Here is a 21,259-nt window from a genome sequence, read left to right as displayed (position 1 = left end):
CCTCCGGGGTGACCATAACCGAGAAACGGGTCAGCTGGTCGGTTCGAGTGGTGAGTAACGCCGGGGATCGTTAGGGTCGATGTATTCGACGGTGATGGATGCAGGGAGGCGTCCACGTCGTTGTCGATCGATGGGTCCCCACTGCACGCCCGTCGATCTCGAGGGAAACACGAGGGGGTGCGGTGCCGTCATTTGCCATGTCCACGAGTCAACGTGGACTGTGGTTCGCTCAGCAGCTCACCCCGGACGTCCCGTTCACCATCGCCCAGTACCTGGACCTGCACGGCCCGCTCGACGCCGACCTGATCCGCGCCGCCTGCAACCAGGCCGCCCGCGAGGTCGAATCCGGAACCCTGTTCCTCGAGCTGGTCGACGGCGAGCCCCGCCAGCGGGTGATCCCCGACGTCGACGACTACCCCGGCTACCTGGACCTGCGCGGCCACGACAATCCCGAGGCCGAGGCGCGACGGTGGATGGACGAGACATACACCCGTCCGCTCGACCCGCTGCGCGACCGGCTCATCGCCACCACCCTGATCCAGCTGGCCGACGAGCACTTCTACCTGTTCACCTACATCCACCACCTCGCCCTCGACGGGCACGGCGGCATGGTGATGCTCGGCCGCAGCGCCGAGTTGTACACGGCGTGGGCGCGCGGGGAGGAACCGCCGCCGATCCGGGCGCTGAGCCTCGAGCAGATCGCCGAGCACGAGGGCGCCTACGTCGGCAGCACGCGGCAGACCGCCGACCGCGAGCACTGGGCGCGGCGTCTGGTGGACCTGCCGCCGCCCGTCACGCTCGCCCCCGGATCCGCCGCGCCCACGATGCCGTGCCGGCACGTCGGCGCGGAACTCACCGCCGAGGTGACCGCCGCCGTGGCCGACCTGGCCGGCAGCGCCAACTCCACCGACGTGCCGATCGTCGTCGCCGCCTTCGCGGCGTACCTGGCCCGCATGAACGCCGCCACGGACGTCGCGCTGAGCCTGCCGGTCTCGGCCCGCACCACCGCGCCGCTGCGCCGCTCGGCCGGCTCGATCTCGAACATCGTGCCGCTGCGGGTGCGCGTGGAACCCGACGTGACCGTCGCCGACCTGGTGCGGCGCGTGCAGGTGGAGCTGACCGGGGCCTTGCGGCACCAGCGGTACCGGTACGAGGACATGCTGCGCGACCTGCACGCCGTCGGTGATCACCGGGAGACGCGCAGCGCGTTCGGGCCCGTGGTGAACCTGATGATGTTCAACCCGGAGTACGCGTACGGCGACATCTCCGGCGAGTACAACCTGCTCTCCACCGGCCCGGTCGACGACCTGTCGGTGAACGTGTACGCCGGGATCGCCGGGCGCAGCGTGCGGGTGGACTTCGAGGCCAACCCGCGGCTGTACGGCGACGAGACGCTCACCCGGCACCACCGCCGCTTCCTGGACTTCCTCGGCGCGTTCGCGCGGTCGGCCGAGCACGCCGTCGGGGATCTGCCGCTCGCGACGCCCGACGAACTCGCCGGCCTCGTGCCCGCGCGCGGCCCGCAGGCCGAGGGAGGGTGCCTGCTGGCCGACGTGCTCACCGCGCACGCCGGCTCGGACCGCGTCGCCGTGCGCGACGGCGTCGTCCCGCTCACCTACCGGGAACTGGACGAGCGTTCAACTGTGCTCGCGCGCAAGCTCATTGCCACCGGCGTCGGGCCCGACGACCGGGTCGCGGTGCTGCTGTCGCGCTCGGCCGCCTCGGTGATCGCGCTGTGGGCCGTCGCCAAGGCCGGCGCCGCCTACACCCCGATCGACCCGGGCACCCCGGCGCTGCGGCTCGCCGGACTGCTGCGCGACGTGCCCGTCGCGGTGTGCGGCGACGACGTCGCCCTGCCCGACGGCGTCACCCGCGTCGATCCGGGCGACGGCGAGACGTCGTCGGCGCCGTTCGAGGTGGGGGAGCGGGTGCGTCCGCTGCACCCCGAGCACCTCGCGTGGGTGATCCACACGTCGGGCTCCACCGGCACCCCCAAGGCCGTCGCCGTCAGCCACCGCGGACTCGCCGGACTCGTCGCGACGCTGCGCGCGCGGTATGCGGCCGACGCCGACTCGCGCGTGCTGCACCTGGCCGCACCGAGTTTCGACGCGTCGCTGCAGGAACTGCTGCTGGCCTTCGACGCCGGCGCCACCCTGGTGATCTGCCCGCCCGACGTCGTCGGCGGACCGGACCTGGCCGCGCTGCTGCGCGAGCAGGCCGTCACCCACGCGATCACCGCGCCCGCCGTCCTGGCCGTCACGCCCGAGAACGACCTGCCGGCGTTGCGGATGCTCGACGCGGGCGGGGAGGCGCTGCCGGTCGACGTCGCCGACCGGTGGTCGCGCGGGCGCACGATGCTCAACGCGTACGGGCCTACCGAGACCACCGTCCTCGCCACGCTCAGCGACCCGCTGCGCCCGGGTCGGGGCGTGCCCATCGGTGCACCCGTCCACGGCGTGACGGCGCTCGTGCTCGACGCGCGGCTGCGGCCCGTGCCCGTCGGCGCGGTCGGCGAGCTGTACCTGGGCGGGCCGGCCGTCGCGCGCGGCTATCTCGGCGACCCGGCGCTGACCGCGGCCCGGTTCGTCGCGTCGCCGTTCGGCCGCGTGTACCGCACGGGGGACCTGGTGCGCTGGAGCCGTGCGCGTTTCTGGTCGTCGGAGCTACCAGAAACGCGCACGGGTGGCGGGGGTGCGCTGGAGTTCGTCGGGCGCGCCGACCGGCAGGTCAAGATCCGCGGCTACCGCATCGAACCCGGCGAGGTCGAGGCGGCGCTCACCGGGCTCGACGGGGTCGCGAGCGCGGCCGTCGTCGTCCACGGCGACACCCTCGCGGCCTACGTCGTCGGCGACGCCCTGCCCGACGACGTGCACGCCCGGCTCGCCGAACGCCTGCCCGCCTACCTGCGGCCCGCGACGATCACCGTGCTCGACGCGCTGCCGCTCACCCCGGGCGGCAAGATCGACCGTCGCGCCCTGCCCGCCCCCGCCGTCGACACGGCCACCGGCTCGCGGGCGCCCGCCGGACCCACCGAGACCCTCGTCGCGCGGCTGATGTGCGAGATCGTCGGCGTCGAGACGGTCGGCGCCGACGCGAACTTCTTCGCCCTCGGCGGACATTCGCTCGGCGCGGCCCAGCTCGCCGCGCGGCTCGGCGCCGCCCTCGGCCGCGACGTGCACCTGCGCGACGTGTTCGACCATCCCACCGTCGCCGCGCTCGCCGCCGCCGTCGACGCCGGACCCACGGCGACCGTGCCGGCCCCGTCGCGCTCGGCCGACGACACGCCCGCCCCGCTCGCCCCCGCGCAGCGCCGGCTGTGGCTGCTCGCCCACGGCGACACCGCCGCCTACCACCTGCCGTTCGCGCTGCACCTCGACTGCACCCTCGACACGGCCGCGCTGCGCGCCGCGCTCGGCGACGTCCTCGGCCGGCACGAGATCCTGCGGACGGTGTTCACCGAACCCGGCCCGCGCCAACACGTCCGGCCCGTCGCCGGGGTGCTGCCCGACCTCGACGCCGAACCCGTCGACCCCGCAGATGTGGACGCCCTGATCGCCGAGTGGGCCGCCGCGCCGTTCGACCTCACCACCGACATCCCGCTGCGGGCGCGCCTGCTGCGGGTGGGACCGGACCGGCACGTGCTCGCCGTCGTCGCCCACCACATCGCCATGGACGGCGCGTCGTTCGTGCCGCTGACCCTCGACGTCGCCGCCGCCTACACCGCCCGCGCCGCCGGGCACGGGCCGCGGTGGGAGCCGCTGCCGCTGCAGTACACCGACTACGCCCGCTGGCACCGCGCCCTGCTCGGCGACGAGGACGACCCCGACAGCCTCGCCGCCCGCGAACTCGCGCACTGGACCACCGCGCTCGCCGGGCTCGGCGAGGCCCCCACCCTGCCCACCGACCGTCCCCGCACCGGCAGCCCCGGACCGGCCGAGTCCCTCGAATTCGCCGTCCCCGCGGCACGGTTCGAGGCGCTGCGCCGCCTGGCTGCCGCGCACGACGCCACCGCGTTCATGGCCGTGCACGCCGCCGTCGCCGTGTGGCTGTCCACGTGGACCGGCGGGCGCGACGTCGCCGTCGGCTCCGGCACCGCCGGCCGCGAACACCCCGACCTCGACGCCCTCGTCGGCATGTTCGTCGGAACCGTCGCGCTGCGGCTCGACGTGGACCCGGCCGCGTCGTTCACCGACCTGCTCGCCGCCGCCCGTCGCACCGACCTCGACGCGTACGCGCACGCGACGGTGCCGTTCGACCGCGTCGTCGACACGCTCGGCTTCGCCCCGTTCCAGGTGATGCTCGCCTACGACAACGTCGCCGTGCCCGACCTCGACCTGCCCGGCCTGCGGGTGCGCGTCGAGGAGATCCCGTCCGGCCGCGCCCGATTCGACGTCGAGCTCGCGGTGCGGGAGCTGCCCGACGGCTCGCTCGCCGGTCGGGTGATCTACGACGGCGGGCTGTTCGAACGCGCGACGGTCGCCGCCGCGGTGGCCCGGCTGCACGCGGTGCTCGACGCGGCCGTCGCCGCGCCGGATGCACCCGTCGGCGATCTCGACGTCGGGGCCCCCGAGATCGTCGTGGCCCCGGCCGGGCCGGTCGCGACGCTGCCGGAACTGCTCGCCGCGCACCCGGTGCACGTCGTCGCACCGGGCGGTGCGCCGATCGAGTTGATCCCGGCCGCAACACCGTTGGCGTGGCACCTGCTCGAGCGCGGGCTCGGTCCGGAGGACCGCGTCGCGATCCTGCTGCCGCGGTCGGTGGAGTCGGTGCGCGCGGTGGCGGCCGTCGCGCTGACCGGGGCGGCGTTCGTGCCCGTCGACCCCGTCCAGCCCGCCGCGCGCATCGCTCGCCTGCTCGCCGACGCCGAGGTGCGGCACGCCGTGGCCCGGCCCGGCACGTCGCTGCCCGACGGCGTCGCCCGGATCGACCCGGACGCCGGAGCCGCGCGGTCGGGGGCGATCACCGACGCCGACCGGGTGCGTCCGCTGCGGCCCGACCACGCCGCGTACGTCGTCTACACCTCCGGCTCGACCGGCGCGCCGAAGGGCGTCGTCGTCACCCATCGGGGGCTCGCGCCGCTCGGCGCGGCGCTGCGTCGTCGCATGGACCTCGACCCGCAGGCGCGGGTGCTGCACTTCGCGTCGCCCGCGTTCGACGCGTCGGTGCTCGAATACCTCCTGGCTGCCGCGGCCGGCGGCACCCTCGTCGTCGCGCCGGCCGACGTGTACGGCGGCGACGAACTGCTGGAACTGCTGCGCGCCGAACGCATCACGCACTGGTTCTCCACCCCCGCGGTGCCGGCCCTGCTGGACCCGGCGGGGCTGGACGCGCTGCGGGTGCTCGCCGTCGGTGGGGAGGCGTGGCCGGCCGAGACCGCCGCCCGCTGGGCGCCCGGTCGCACCATGCTCAACGTGTACGGGCCCACCGAGACCACCGTCCTCGCTACCGCCAGCGCGCCGCTGGTGCCGGGGGAGCGGCTGACCATCGGCACCGGCCTCGACGGTGTGACCGCCCTCGTCCTCGGCCCGCGGCTGCGGCCCGTGCTCGTCGGCGTGGTCGGGGAGCTGTACCTGCTCGGGCCGGGCGTCGCGCGCGGCTATCTCGGCATGCCCGGGCAGACCGCAAGCCGGTTCGTCGCGTCGCCGTTCGGCGGTGGTCGCATGTACCGCACGGGCGACCTGGTGCGCTGGAGCGGTGCGTCCTTTGGGTTGCCAGGGCAGCCCAAAGGACACACCGGCGGCGGAGCCACCCTGGAGTTCGTCGGGCGGGTGGACCATCAGGTCAAGCTGCGCGGGTTCCGGATCGAGCTCGGCGAGATCGACGCCACCCTCACCGGGCACCCGGCGGTCGCCGCCGCGGTCACCGTCGTGCGGGGGGACGCGCTCGCCGCGTACGTGCACGGACCCGACACCGCCCGCCTCGACCCGGCGGAGCTGCGGGAGTTCGCGGCCACGCGGCTGCCGCGGCACATGGTGCCCGCCACCGTCACCGTCCTCGACGCGCTGCCGCTGACGAGCACCGGCAAGATCGACCGCGCCGCGCTGCCCGCGCCCGTCGTCGCTCCCGGCACCCCGGCCGGATACCGCAGTGCCGCCGAGGAACTCGTCGCCGGGGTCGTCGCCGATCTGCTCGGGCTGCCCGCCGTCGCCGCCGCCGACGACTTCTTCGCGCTCGGCGGCAACTCGCTGCTCGCCACCCAGCTCGCCGCGCGGCTCGGCACCGTCGCCGGCCACCGCGTCGGCGTGCGGGAGATCTTCGAGCACCCCACCGTCGCCGGTCTCGCCGCCGCCGTCGCCGATCCGCTCAGCGGCGAACGCCTGCCGCTGCTGCCGACCGGCGACACCGGGCCGGTGCCGCTCGCCCCCGCCCAGCAGCGGATGTGGCTCGCCAACCGGTTCGACGTCGCCGACGCCGCCCCCGGCGACCACATCGCGTTCGTCGTCGACCTCGACGCCGGCACCGACCTCGACGTCCTCGCGGACGCCGCCGCGGACGTGCTCGCCCGGCACGCCGTGCTGCGCACCGTGTACCCCGACGGCCCGGACGGCCCGGCGCAGCAGGTGCTGGAGCGCATCGACCTCGACCTCGAACCGCACGCGGCGCCCACCGATGTCGACGCCGCCGACCTCGACGTCGCCGACTTCGCCCGCGCCGGTTTCGATCTCACCGTCGACCCGCCGCTGCGCACCCGCCTGTACCGCACCGCCGCCGGCTACACCCTCGCGGTGGTGCTGCACCACGTCGCCGTCGACGGCCTGTCGCTGCTGCCGCTCGGCCGCGACCTCGCCGTCGCCTACGCCGCCCGGCGCGACGGACGCAGCCCCGCGTGGCCGCCGCTGCCGGTCACCTACCGCGACTTCGCCCGCTGGCAGCACACCCTGCTCGGCGACCCCGCCGACCCCGACAGCCTCGCCGCCCGGCAACTCGCCCACTGGACCCGCACCCTCGCCGGCGCCCCGCCGCTGCTCGCCCTGCCCACCGACCGGCCCCGCGGCGACGGCGACTCCACCGCCGGGCGCGTGACCTTCTCGGTGCCCGCCGAACTGCACGCCGCCGTCGACAAACTCGCCCGCGCCCACGACGCGACGACGTTCATGGTCGTGCACGCCGCGCTGTCCGTGCTGCTCGCGACGCTCGCCGCCACCGAAGACGTCACGGTCGGCACCGCCGTCTCCGGGCGCATCGACCCGATGCTCGACGACGTCGTCGGCATGTTCGTCGGCACCGTCGCGCTGCGGCTGCCCGTGCCGGCCCGCGCGACGTTCGCGGAACTGCTCGCCGACGCCCGCCGCGTGGACCTCGACGCGTTCGCCCACGCCGACGTGCCGTTCGACCGGGTCGTCGACGCGCTCGGTGCCTCGACCGCGGGCCACCATCCGATCTTCCAGGTGATGCTCGCCTACGAGTCCTTCGCGCTGGACGGGCTCGACCTGCCCGATGTCACCGGTGTGCGCGAGCTGTCCACCGGCACGGCCCGATTCGACCTCGAGGTGACCGTCCGCGAGAACCGCTCCGACGCGGGCACCCCCACCGGACTCGACGGGGTGCTGACCTACGACCGCGGCCTGTTCGACCACGACACCGTCGCGGGGTGGGCGCCGTTCCTGCTGCGCATCCTCGACGTCGTCACCGCCGACCCGGCCGCCGCGATCGGCGACATCGACCTGCTCGGCCCCGACGGCGACACCTCCGCACCCCGGACGGCCCCGGCGACGGCCACGCTGCCCGCGCTCGTCGCCGACCAGGCCCGGCGCCGGCCCGACGCGATCGCGCTCACCCACGGCGACGACACCCTGACCTACGGGCAGCTGCACGCCCGCTCCGGGGCGCTCGCCGCGCTGCTCGCCGAGCGCGGACTCGGCGTCGAGGACGTCGTCGCCGTCGCGCTGCCCCGCTCGCTCGACCTGGTGGTGGCGATCCTCGCCGTCGCCCGCGCCGGCGCCGTGTACCTGCCGCTGGACGTCACCCACCCGCCGGCGCGGCTGCGGGCCCTGCTCGACGACGCCGCCCCCGCCGCGGTGCTGTGCGACACGAGCTTCGCGGTCGACACGGACGCGCCTGTGCTGCACATGGATTCGCCGGACCTGCGGGAACGTCTGGACGGCGGCGGGGGATACGACGCGACCGTCCCGGCCGGGGCGGGCGCGTACCTGATCTACACCTCCGGCTCCACCGGCACCCCCAAGGGCGTGCTCGTGAGCCACGAGGCGGCCGCCGCGGTGTTCGCCGCCACCGCCGAGTTCGGGTTCGGGCCCCGCGACGTGTGGACGCTGTTCCACTCCCCGGCCTTCGACTTCTCCGTGTGGGAGATGTGGGGCGCGCTCACCACCGGCGGCCGGCTCGTCGTCGTCGACCACTACACCGCCCGCGACCCCGGCGCCTTCGCCGCGCTGCTCGACGGCGAGGGTGTCACCGTCCTCAACCAGACCCCCACCGCGTTCCACCAGCTCGCCACCGTCGACACCCCGCTGAACACGCTGCGGCTGCTGATCTTCGGCGGCGAGGCCCTCGACCCCGAGCAGGTCCGGCCGTGGCTCGCGGACCGGCCCCACGTGCGCGCGGTGAACATGTTCGGCATCACCGAGACCACCGTGCACGTCACCCGCGGACCCGCCGACCGGCCCGGCGTGGGCCGGCCCCTGCCCGGGCTCGACGTGCAGATCCTCGACCGGTCGCTGCGCCGCACCCCGCCCGGCACCGTCGGCGAACTCTACGTCGCCGGAACGCAACTCGCCCGCGGCTACCGCGACCGCCCCGCCCTCACCGCCGCGCGGTTCGTCGCCGCGCCCGGCGGCACCCGCCGCTACCGGACCGGCGACCTCGGCCGCCGCGGCCGCGACGGCGTGCTGCACCACCGGGGCCGCGCCGACGACCAGCTCGAACTGCGCGGCTACCGCATCGAACCCGGCGAGATCGAGGCCGCGCTGCTGCGTTGCGACGGCGTCACCCAGGCCGTGGTGGTGCTGCGCGACGACCGGCTCGTCGCCTACCTCGTCGGCGGCACTCCCACCGCGGCGCTGCGCGAGCTGCGCCGCACCCTGCCCGACTACCTCGTGCCCGCCGCCGCCGTCGCGCTGGACGCGCTGCCCCGCACCGCCAACGGCAAACTCGACCGGGCCGCGCTGCCCGCACCCACCGTCGCACCCGGTGGTGGCCTCGCCCCGCACGGGCCGCTCGAGGACCTCGTCGCCGAGGTGTACCGGGAACTGCTCGCCGCCGGACCCGTCGGCGCCGACGACGACTTCTTCGACCTCGGCGGCAACTCGCTGCTCGCGACCCGCCTCGCCGGGCGCCTCGCCGACATCGCCGACGTCGACGTCACCGTCCGCGACGTGTTCGCCGCCCCCACCGTCACCGACCTCGCCGCCCTGCTCGCCGCCCGCGCCGGCACACCCCGCCGCCGCGCCCCGCTCGTCGCGGCCGGCGACGACACCCCCGTGCCGCTGTCCCCGGCGCAGCAGCGGCTGTGGTTCGTCAACCGGCTCGACCCCGAATCCGGCAGCTACAACCTGCCGTTCGCGGTGCGCCTCGACGGCCGGCTCGACGTGGCCGCGCTCACCACCGCCGTCGCCGACGTCCTCGGCCGGCATCGCACCCTGCGCACCGTCTACCCCGACCCCACCGCGCAGGTGGTGCGGCCCGCCGCGCGACCGGCCCTCGAACCCGTCGCCGTGCCCGCCGACGGACTCGACGAGTTCGTCCGCGAGTTCGCCGCCCCCGGATTCGACCTCACCGACGAGCCGCCCGTGCGGATGCGGCTGTACCGGCTCGCGCCGCGGCGGCACGTGCTCGCGGTGGTGGTGCACCACATCGCCGCCGACGAATGGTCGCTCACCCCGCTGCTGCGCGACATCGTCGACGCCTACACCGCCCGCCTCGCCGGGCACGAACCGCGGTGGGCGCCGCTGCCCGTGCAGTACACCGACTTCAGCCGCTGGCAGCGCGCCGGCGTCGACGCGCAGCTCGAACACTGGACGAGTGTGCTCGCCGGCCTGCCCGACGAGGTGACCCTGCCCGGGGACCGGCCCCGGCCCGCGCGCCCCACCGGGCGCGGCGCCACCCACCGCACGACGGTCGATCCCGTCGTCGCCGAGGGGGTCTCGCGGCTCGCGCGGGAGGGCCGCGCGACGACGTTCATGGTGCTGCACGCGGCGCTGGCGGTGCTGCTGGCCCGGCACGGCGCCGGGGGCGACATCGCCGTCGGCACCGTTGTCGCGGGGCGCGGCGACCCGCAGCTCGACGACCTCGTCGGCATGTTCGCCGGCACCCTCGTGCTGCGCACGCCCGTCGACCCGGACGCCGGCTTCGCCGACCTGCTCAATGACGTCCACGCCCGGGACCTGGCCGCCTACACCCACCCCGACGCGCCGTTCGAGACCCTCGTCGAGCGCCTCAACCCGGCCCGCAACCCCGCCCGGCACCCGCTGTTCCAGGTCGCGCTGTCGCTGCGGCGCCCCACCGTCGACGCGTTCGAGCTGCCCGGCCTGACCGCGCGGGTGCTGCCGGTGGCCGACGAACACGCCAACTTCGACCTCCAGCTCGTCGTCACCGAGACCGGCACCGACGTCGACCTCGAATTTGTCTACGCCACCGACCTGTACGACGCCGGCACCGTCGCCGCGTTCGCCGACCGGTACGTCGCGATCCTGCGTGCCGTCGTCGCCGACCCGGCCGTGCGGATCGGCGACATCGACCTGCTCACCGAGCCGGAGCGGGCCGCGCTCGTCCCCGCCGCCGGGCCCGAGCCCGCCCCGGCGCGCACGCTGTGGCAGTGGCTCGCCGACGGCGCCTCCCGCGGCGGCGGCGGTGTCGCCGTGCGCGACGGCGACACGGACCTGACGTATCCGCAACTCCTCTCGCGCGCCGAGGCGCTCGCCGCGAGGCTGCACGCCGCCGGCGTCCGGCCCGGCGCGGCCGTCGCGTGCGCCCTGCCCCGCTCGCTCGACGCCGTCGTCGCCGTGTGGGGGATCGCGCGGCTCGGGGCCGCGCCGATGCTCGTCGACCCAGCCCAGCCCGCCGCGCGGCTCGCCGGAATGCTCGCCGACACGAGGGTCGGCGTCACCGGCGCCGCGCACCTCGGGTCGCTGCCCGCCGCCGTGACCTGGCTCGACGTCGCCGACACCTGCGACGGCACCGTCGCGGTGGCCGACCCGGATCCGGGCGCGCCCGCCTATCTGGTGTTCACCTCCGGTACCAGCGGAAACCCCAAGGGCGTCAGCATCACCCACCGCGGCGTCAGTGCCCTCGTCGAGGACCTGACGGAGCTGTTCGCCGCCGCGCCCGGCGACCGCATGCTGCACGTCGCGTCGCCGAGCTTCGACGCGGCGATGCTCGAGCTGCTCGTCGCCGGGGCGTCCGGCGCGACCCTCGTCGTCGCCGGGGCCGACGCCTACGGCGGCGACGCCCTCGCCGACCTGCTCGCGGGTGAACGCATCACCCACGCCTGCCTGACCCCGTCGGCGCTGGCGACGGTGCCGTCACGCGCACTGCCCGACCTGCGGGTGCTCATGCTCGGCGGCGAGGCCGTGCGCGACGAGCTCGTCGCGCGGTGGGGCGCGGGCCGTCGCCTCTACAACGGGTACGGCCCCGCCGAGGCGACCGTCTTCGCGACCTGTTCGTCGCCGCTGACGCCCGGCTCGGACGTCGTGATCGGCAGCCCCGTGCGCGGGGTCGAGGCCGTCGTGCTCGACGAGCGGCTGCGGCCCGTGCCCCCCGGCGTCGCGGGGGAGCTGTACCTGGCGGGGGAGCGGCTCGCCGACGGCTACCGCGGCGATCCCGGCCGCACCGCGACCCGGTTCGTCGCCGCGGCCGGCGGTCGTCGCCGGTACCGCACGGGCGACCTGACCCGCTGGGCCGGTGTGTCCTTTGGGCGGCCAGGGCAGCCCAAAGGACACACCGGCGACGGAGTCGCCTTGCGGTTCGTCGGGCGCAGCGACGATCAGGTCAAGCTGCGCGGGGTGCGGATCGAGCCGGGGGAGGTCGATGCCGCGCTGCGCGGGGTGGCCGGGGTGCGGCAGGCGGCGACCGTCGTGCGCGACGGGGCGCTCGTGTCCTACGTCGTGCCCGCCACCGTCGACGCCGACGACGCGCGCCGGCAGCTGCGCCGCAGCCTGCCCGCCCACCTCGTGCCCGTCGCCGTCGTGCCGCTCGACGCGGTCCCGCGCACCGCGCACGGCAAGCTCGACGTCGCGCGGCTGCCCGCGCCCGACCTCGGCGGCCGCGACGAACCCGGCACCGACACCGAGACCCTCGTCGCGCGGATCTTCGGCGAACTGACCGGAACCGACCCCGGCCGCGGCGACGACTTCTTCGCCGTCGGCGGCAACTCGCTGCTCGCCACCGTCCTCGTCGGCCGGCTCCGCGAGGAGACCGGCACCGCGGTGCCGCTGCGGCTGATCTTCGAACACCCCACCGTCGAGTCCCTCGCCGCCGCGCTCGACGCCGGCGGACTCGACGCCGACACCGGGCCGGTGCCCGTCCACCCCCGCCCCGACCGGATCCCGCTGAGCCGGGCGCAACGCCGCCTGTGGGGCCTGAGCCGCCTCGACCCCGACGCCTACCGGCTGCGCGCCGACGTGCACCTGACCGGACCCCTCGACGTGCCCGCTCTCGAGGCCGCGCTCGGCGACGTCGTGGCGCGGCACGAGATCCTGCGCACCCGCATCGTCGTCGACGAGCAGGGCCCGCACCAGGTCCTCGCGGACCGCGGTGTCCACTGGGACCTCGAGGAGGCCGGAAGCGCCCGGCGGCTGCGGCTCGCGGTCGACCATGCCGCGGCGGACGGGGCGTCGCTCGCGCCGCTGCTGCGCGACCTCGCCGTCGCCTACGCCGCCCGCGCGGCCGGGCAGCCGCCGCGGTGGGAGCCGCTGCCGCTGCAGTACGCCGACTACGCGCTGTGGGAACAGACCCGCGGGATCCCCGAGCCGGACGTCGCGCACTGGCGACGCGCCCTCGACGGCCTCGACCCCGTCGAACTACCTACGGAAACAACCACTTCCGAGGCAGTGGCGGAGACCGTCGCGTTCGAGGTGCCCGCCGACGTGCGCGCCGGGATCGCCGCGCTCGCCCGCGCCCACGGTGCCACCGAGTTCATGGTGCTGCACGCCGCGCTGTCGGTGCTGCTCGCCCGCGTCGGCGCCGGCCACGACGTCGCCGTCGCCGCCGTCGTCTCCGCCCGCCGCTGGGCGCAGGTCGAACAGCTCGTCGGCCCGTTCCTCGACACTCTCGTGCTGCGCGCCCGCGTGGAACCCGACATGCCGTTCGCCGGGCTGCTCGCGCAGGTCCGCGACTTCGACGTCGCCGCCCTCGACCACGCCGGGGTGCCCTACGAGCAGATCCTCGCCGGCCTGTCCGGCCGCGCCCCGCAGGTCGCGCTCGCCCTGCAGGACTTCACCCTCGACCCCGTCCGGATCGGGGACCTCACCGTCGAGGCGCAGGAAGTCCTCGCCGGCGCACCGAAGTTCGACCTGCAGTTCGCGCTCGCGCCCGCCGCGGACGGCTACACCGGCACCCTCGTGCACGACGCGTCCCGGTTCGCCGGACCCACCGCGCGCCGGCTCGCCGACCGATTCGTCGCCGTCCTGCGGCACGTCGTCGCCGCACCCGACGCGCTCGTCGGCGACCTGCCCGTCGCCCCGCCCGCCGCGCCGCTGACCGGGGCCGACCCCGCGCCCGCCCGCACGCTGCCCGAGCTGCTGCGCGCCACCGCCGCCGCGCACCCCGACCGGGAAGCGCTGCGCGAGGGCGAGATCGCCCTGACCTACCGAGAACTCGACGCCCGCTCCGACGCGCTCGCCGACGAGCTGCGCGCCGCCGGCGCCGGCCCCGGCACCGTGATCCCGATCGATCGGCCCCGCGGCCTCGACCACGTGCTGCGGCTGTGGGCGATCACCAAGACCGGCGCCGCCTTCACCAGCGCCGCCTCCACCAGTGCCGCCGCCACGAGTGCCACCTCCACCGGTGCCGCCGGCGAGCCCGCCCCGGCGAACGTCGCGTACGTCGTGTCGACGTCCGGTTCGACCGGCGCTCCCAAACGCGTCGCCGTCACCCACACCGGTCTCGCGCCGCTCGCCGCCGAGGCCGCCCGCCGCTACCGCGTCGGACCCGGCGACCGCGTGCTGCAGGGCTACCACCCGGCGTTCGACGCGGCCCTGCTCGAGCTGCTGCTCGCCCACACCACCGGCGCGACCCTCGTCGTCGCCCCGCCGGAGGTGTACGCGGGCGCGGACCTGCAGCACCTGCTGCGCACCCAGCGCATCACCCACTACCTGTCCACCCCCGCGGTGCTCGGCACCCTCGACCCGCAGCAGCTGCCCGACCTGCGGGTCGTCGCCTCCGGCGGCGAAACCCTGCCGCCCGCGCTCGCCGCCCGCTGGACCCAGGGCCCGGGTGCGGCGGCCCGGCACATGCTCGACGCGTACGGTCCCACCGAGGCCACCATCGTCGCGACCCTCGCCGACGTCGACGGCCGCGGCGGTATCGGCCGGCCCGTCCCCGGCACCGTCGCGCACGTCCTCGACGCGCGGCTGCGCCCGGTGCCCGACGACGCCGTCGGCGAGCTGTACCTGGCCGGGACGTCCGTCGCGCTCGGCTACCTCGGCGCCCCCGGCCTCACCGCGCAGCGGTTCGTCGCCGCGCCCGGCGGCACCCGCCGGTACCGCACCGGCGACCTCGTGCACCGCCGCCCCGACGGCACCCTCGCCTTCCGGGGCCGCACCGACCGGCAGCTCAAGGTCCGCGGCGTGCGCATCGAACCCGGCGAACTCGAGGCCGCCCTGCTCGCGCAGCCCGGCATCCGGCACGCCGTCGTGCTGGCCTCCGGTGGCGCGCTCGTCGCCTTCGCCGCCGCCGACCCGGACGTCGACGACACCCGCGTGCGGGCCGGTCTCGCCGAAACCGTTCCCCCGCAGCGCATGCCGGCCCGGCTGCGGCTGCTGCCGCAGCTGCCGACCACCGTCAACGGCAAACTCGACGTCGCCGCCCTGCACGAACTCGACACCGCCCGCGACGACGCCGCCGACGACCGGCCCCTCACCGATGTCGAGGACCTCGTCGTCACCGTCGCCGAGAGCGTGCTCGGTGCCCGGCCCGACATCCACGCCGGGTTCCTCGCCGCCGGCGGCGACTCGCTGTCCGCCGTCGTCCTCGCCGCCCGCCTCGCCGACGCCTTCGGCGTCGACGTGCCCGCCCGCGCGGTGCTGCAGGCCCCCACGCTCGCGGCACTCGCCGCGCACCTGCGCGACGGCGACACCACCCGGATCCCGTTGCGCCGCTACGACGACGACACCCCCACCCCGCTCGCCCCCGCGCAGCAGCGGCTGTGGCTGCTCGGCCGCGCCGAACCGCGCAGCGCCGCGTACACCGTGCCCGTCGCGCTGCACCTGAGCGGCGACCTCGACACCGCCGCGCTGGCCGCGGCGGTCGGCGACGTCGCCGACCGGCACGAGGTGCTGCGCACCGCCTACCCCGACGGCGTCGCCACCGTGGTGGATCCTCCTGTGCTCGAGACGGTTCCGGGCACCGACGTGACCGCCGCCGTGACGGAGGTGTTCACCGCACCGTTCGACCTCACCGCCGAGGCGCCGCTGCGGATCCGGCTGATCGACCTCGGCGCCGGCGAACGGGTGCTCGCCGCGGCCGTGCACCACATCGCGTTCGACGGCGGCTCGGTCGCGCCGCTGCTGACCGACCTGCAGCACGCCTACGCGGCCCGCGTCGCCGGCGCCGCCCCGATCTGGTGGCCGCTGCCCGTCCGCTACCGCGACTACGCCCGCTGGCACCACGACCTGCTCGGCGACCCCGCCGACCCGGACAGCCTCGCCGCCCGCCAACTCGACCACTGGGCAACGACTCTCGCGGGCCTGCCCGACACGCCGCTGCCGCTGCCCACCGACCGGCCCCGGCCCGCGCGGCCCAGCCACGTCGGCGGCGCCGTCACCGCCCACCTCGACGCCGCCACCCACCGCCGCGTGCGCGACGTCGCGCGCGCCCACGACGCCACCGGGTTCATGGTGCTGCACGCCGTGCTCGCCGCTCTGCTCGCCCGCCGCAGCGGCCGCGCCGACATCGCCGTCGGCACCGCCGTCGCCGGACGCGCCGACCCGCGCCTGCACGCCCTCGTCGGCATGTTCGTCGGCACCCTCACCCTGCGCACCACCGTCGACGGCACCGAGCCGTTCGCGGACCTGCTGCGCCGCGTCCGCACCACCGACCTCGACGCCCTCGCCCACGCGGACGTCCCGTTCGATCAGGTCGTCGCGCGGGTCGCGCCGGCCCGCGGCACCCACCACCCGCTGTTCCAGGTGCTGCTCGCCCACCGCACCGTGCCCGCAGGCGAGGACCTGCCGCAGCTGCCCGGGCTGCGCGTGCGCGAATTCGACGCCGGCGCCCCGGCCGCCCAGTTCGACCTCACCGTCGACGTCACCGACCGCGGCGACGACGGCGTCGACGTGCGTCTCGTGTACGCCACCGACCTGTTCGACGCCGGCACCGCCGAGGCGCTGCTGGACGAGTACCTCGCGTTGCTCGGCGCCGCGCTCGACGACCCCGCCGTCGCCGTCGGCGATCTTGCCGTCCCCGCGCCCGCACCGCTGACCGCGCCCGCCGCGCCGCCGCGGACGCTGCCGCAGATCCTCGGCGCCACCGTCCGCGCCCACCCCGGCGCCATCGCCGTGCGCGCCGGAACCGTCGCCTGGACCTACGCCGGGCTCGACGCCCGCGCCGCCGCCGTCGCTGCGCGGCTGCGCGCCCGCGGCGTGACCGGCGTGGTCGCGGTGGCCGTGCCGCGCGGGGAGTACTGGCCGCTCGCGGTGTGGGCCGTCGCGAAGGCCGGTGCGGCGTGGGTGTCCGTCGACCCGGCGCAGCCGCCCGCCCGCGTCGCGACCGTGCTGCGCGACAGCGGCGCCACCGTCGGCCTGACCGTGCCGGGCGCGGCCCCGGCGGGGGAGGGCATCGACTGGCTGGACCTGACCGCCGGCGAGTCCGAAGACGATGCCCCGGATGTCGCCGCCGAGCCGCACCCCGACGACACCGCGTACCTGATCTACACCTCCGGCAGCACCGGCGCCCCCAAGGGCGTCGCCGTGCCGCACCGCGGCCTCACCGCCGTCGCCGACGCGCACGTCCTCGGCGTCACGCCCGGCAGCCGGGTGCTGCAGGCCGCGTCGCACACCTTCGACGCGGCGGTGTTCGAACTGCTCGTCGCCCACGCGCACGGCGCGACCCTCGTCGTCGCCCCCGACCACGTGTATGCCGGTGGGGCGCTGCAGGAGCTGATCGCCGCCGAGCACGTCACCCACGTCGTCGCCACCCCCTCCGTGCTGGCCACCCTCGACCCGGACGCGCTGCCGCGCCCGGTCACGGTGCTGTCCGAGGGCGAGGCGCTCACCGCGCCCGTCGTCGAACGCTGGCAGCGGCACCGGCTGCTCAACGGGTACGGGCCCACCGAGTTCACGATCGCCGTGTCGTTCGGCGGCCCGTTCGCCCCCGGCGCCCGGCCCACCGCCGGGACCGTCGTCGCCGGCGCCACCGCCCACGTCCTCGACGCGCGCCTGCACCCCGTCCCGGCCGGGGTGATCGGGGAGCTGTACGTGACCGGGCCGAGCCTGGCCCGCGGCTATCACCGCCGAAGCGGGCTCACCGCAACACGATTCGTCGCCGACCCGTACGGCGCGCCGGGCGGGCGGCTGTACCGCACCGGCGACCTCGCCCGCGTCACCGCCGCCGGCGAACTCGACGTCCTCGGCCGCGTCGACGAGCAGATCCAGCTGCACGGCATCCGCGTCGAACCCGCCGAGATCGACGCCGTGCTCACCGCCGCCGACGACGTCGACGCCGCCGTCACCGTCGCCGTGCCCGGCCCCACGGGCGAGACCGTCCTCGTCTCCTACGTGCAGGGCGGGGCCGACGCCGCCGCGCTGCGGTCCCACGCGGCCGCGCAGCTGCCGCGGCCGCTGCGGCCCGCCGCGATCACCGTCGTCGACGCGCTGCCGCTGCTGCCGTCCGGCAAGGTCGACCGCGCCGCGCTGCCCCGACCCGACTTCGGCGTCCCCGCACACGGTTTCGTGCCGCCCGCCGGCCTGACGGCCGAGGTGGTCGCCGAGGTGTTCGCCCGGCACCTCGACCGGCCCGTGTCCGCCGACCGGGGGTTCTTCGATCTCGGCGGCACGTCGCTCGGCGCCGTCGCCGTCGCCGCCGACCTGCGGGCCGCGCTCGATCGCGACGTCCCGCTCGACTGGCTGCTCACCGCGCCGACCGTCGCCGACCTCGCCGACCGGATCGACCACGGCGGTGACGACACCGACCCGCTCGCCACCCTGGTGCCGCTCGCGGGACGCCCCGACGGCACCCCGCTGTTCTGCGTCCACCCGATCAGCGGAATGTCGTGGTGCTACACGGGACTCGCGTCGCACCTGCCCGGAGTCGCGCTGTACGGGCTGCAGGCCACCCGGCTCGAGCCGCTGCCGCGCACCGTCGCCGAGTTCGCCGCCCGCTACGTCGACCGGATCCGCACCGTCCAGCCCGAAGGCCCCTACCACCTGCTGGGCTGGTCGCTCGGCGGAACCATCGCCCACGAGATGGCCGTGCAGCTGCACGAGGCGGGGCAGCAGGTGGCGTCGCTGATCCTGCTCGACACGCTCACCCCCGACACCCTCCCCGACGTCGCGGCCCTGCCGGACGAACCCGTCGTCGAACTCGAGGTGCCCGGCCTGCCGTCGACGTTCGTCGCCGAGATCCGGGAGCGGGCGCTCGCCGCGGGCGCCGCCCTCGAGGAGGCCGTCACCGCGCACACCCCCCGCGTCCTCGACGGCGACGCGCTGCTGTTCCGCGCCCGCCCCGACGGACCGGCCGGACCCGACCTCGCGGCGAGCTGGCGACGGCACGTCCGCGGCCACGTCACCGAGCACGACGTGCCCTACCCGCACGCCGACCTGACCACCCCGGGCGCGCTGGCCGTGATCGGCCCCGCGCTCGCCCGGCACCTGACCGCACGACAGATTTCCGCGCCCGTGGGGCGCACCGACAGTGTCACAGCAACGAGGGAGACACCGTAATGGAAGTACACGACTACCTACGCATCCTGCAGGCGCGATGGAAGATCGTCGCCGTGACGACCGTGGTGGCGGTACTCGGTGCGCTCGGAGCCTCCCTGCTCACCACCCCGATCTACCAGGCGAGCACTCGGCTGTTCGTCTCCACCTCGTCGGGGGCCTCGGTCAACGAGATCTACCAGGGCAACCTGTTCTCGCAGCAGCGCGTCGCCTCCTACACGAAGCTGCTCACCGGCACCACGCTGGCGCAGCGCACCCTCGACCGGCTGGGCCTGTCCGACCTGACGTCGTCGCAGCTGGCGGAGAAGGTCACCGCGTCGTCCGCGCCCGACACCGTGCTCGTCGACGTCAAGGTCGACGACGCGTCGCCCGAACGGGCCCGGGACCTCGCCAACGCCCTCTCCGACGAGTTCGTCGTGATGGCCCGCGAGCTCGAGACCCCCGAGAACGGCGGTGAGCCCACGGCGCGGGTCGTCGTCGAGCAGCACGCCGACACCCCGGCGACCCCGGTCTCGCCGAAGACGAAGCGCAACCTCGCGCTCGGCTTCGCCGTCGGCCTGCTCCTCGGCATCGCGCTCGCGGTGCTGCGCGACCGGCTCGACAACACCGTCAAGGACCGCAAGACGGTCGAGGAACTCTCCGGAACCGGCCTCGTCGGCACCGTCCCGCTCGACAAGGAACGGCAGGAGCACGCGGCGATCGCCTTCCAGGAGTCGAACTCCGGCAGCGCCGAGGCGTACCGGGAGATGCGCACCAACCTGAAGTTCCTCGACGTCGACAACCCGCCGCGCGTCATCGTCGTCACCAGCGCCCTGCCCGCCGAGGGTAAGACCACCACCGCCATCAACACCGCCCTGGTGCTCGCGGAGGCCGGTCACTCCGTCGTGCTCGTCGAGGGGGACCTGCGCCGGCCACGGGTGTCGAAGTACCTCGGGGTCGTCGGCGACGTCGGCTTCAGCACCGTGCTCTCGGGCCAGGCGGGCCTCGAGGACGTGCTGCAGCCCAGCCAGTACCAGGGCCTGTGGGTGCTGGCCTCCGGGGCGCTGCCCCCCAACCCCAGCGAGCTGCTCGGCTCCGACACCGCCAAGCACGTCCTCGACGACCTGCGGGCGCGCTTCGAGTACGTCATCATCGACGGCTCGCCGGTCCTGCCCGTCACCGACTCCGTCGTGCTCGCCGCGGCCACCGACGGCGCACTGCTGATCGCGCGCCACGGCAAGACCACCCGAGAGCAGCTCAGCCGCGCCGTCGGCAACCTCGGCAGCGCCGGCGCGCACCTGCTCGGCACGATCATCACGATGACGCCGAACAAGGGACGCGGCGCCTACGAGTACCGCTACTACTACGAGTCCGACCCGGCGGTGAAGAAGGCCGCCGCGGACGCGCCCGCCCAGCCCGCCGCGCAACCCACCGGCGGCCGTCGCCACCGGGGCGAGCCCAGCCGGCCGGAACCGTACCGGCCGGAACAGCAGGGTCCCGGCGACGCGCAGGCCGGGCAGCACTACCGGACCCCGCAGGCGTACTCCGCCGAGCCCGCCCACCAGCAGTCGGTGCCGACGGCGGTATCGCGGCCCGTCGCGCCCTCGCCCCTGCCGGGCCCGCGCAACGGATCAGTCGTGGATCCGGGCGAGCAGCGGTAGCAGCAGATCGGCGATCTCGGTCCCGACCGCGACGAACGTGTCCTCGTCGCGGCCGATCGGATCGGTCACATCCTCCGGCCCGGGCGCGGGAAACTGCGCCCGGGCCGCGGCCAGTTCGGTGACGGTCTCGGCGCCGCTGAGCTGCTGCAGCCGCGCGGCCTCACGCAGCGTGAACGTCCGCTTGAGCATCCGGGGCGCCGACTGCAGCACGGCCCCGCGATGCGACTCGGCCATCGTGATCACCAGGTCGGCGTCCTGCGCGATGCGCGGCGACAGACGCCGGGCGACGAAGCCGTCGGGTTTGCCGCCGAGCTGACGAAGCACCAGCGCCGCCGTCGGCTCCATGGGCCGGCCCACCATGCCGCGGGTGCCGGCGCTGTGGGCGGACAGCTCACCCCGGCCCGCCTCCTTCGCGAAGGCGGTGGTCAACAGCTCGGCGGTGGGCGATCGGCAGATGTTTCCGGTACAGACGTACAGAACCCGCATCGCTCGATCGTAGGCAGCCGAAGGGTCGTTCGTCCGGTTCCCGGGCCGCATGTCCGATTCGGCCGGGGGTCTGTCCGGACCGTT

3 protein-coding genes are annotated in these 21,259 nt (G+C 75.8%); 2 read left to right on the top strand and 1 reads right to left on the bottom strand.

Going from position 1 to position 21,259, the window contains the following annotated elements:
• Positions 1-197 precede the first annotated feature (197 nt).
• Both LZP97_RS14805 and LZP97_RS14800 read left to right on the top strand, forming a co-directional pair.
• Positions 198-19,052, top strand: coding sequence for a non-ribosomal peptide synthetase (locus LZP97_RS14805; RefSeq protein WP_234574713.1), 18,855 nt, complete (start codon positions 198-200; stop codon positions 19,050-19,052).
• On the top strand, positions 19,052-20,689 hold the full coding sequence (locus tag LZP97_RS14800) for a polysaccharide biosynthesis tyrosine autokinase (protein ID WP_010593281.1): 1,638 nt from the start codon (positions 19,052-19,054) through the stop codon (positions 20,687-20,689). The genes LZP97_RS14805 and LZP97_RS14800 overlap by 1 nt, the downstream gene beginning before the upstream one ends.
• On the opposite strand, the gene LZP97_RS14795 is transcribed toward LZP97_RS14800, so the two are convergent.
• A complete protein-coding gene (locus LZP97_RS14795) occupies positions 20,660-21,175 on the bottom strand; it encodes an arsenate reductase/protein-tyrosine-phosphatase family protein (RefSeq protein ID WP_048772058.1) in 516 nt (171 codons plus the stop codon). The two genes, LZP97_RS14800 and LZP97_RS14795, sit on opposite strands and share 30 nt — an antisense overlap.
• Positions 21,176-21,259 lie beyond the last annotated feature (84 nt).

It is taken from the genome of Rhodococcus sp. DMF-1, assembly GCF_021441945.1.
In the GTDB taxonomy this organism is placed as follows: Bacteria; Actinomycetota; Actinomycetes; order Mycobacteriales; family Mycobacteriaceae; genus Rhodococcus; species Rhodococcus ruber.
Note: the sequence above shows the minus strand (reverse complement) of the source record. Positions and strands in the feature narration are given on the sequence as shown.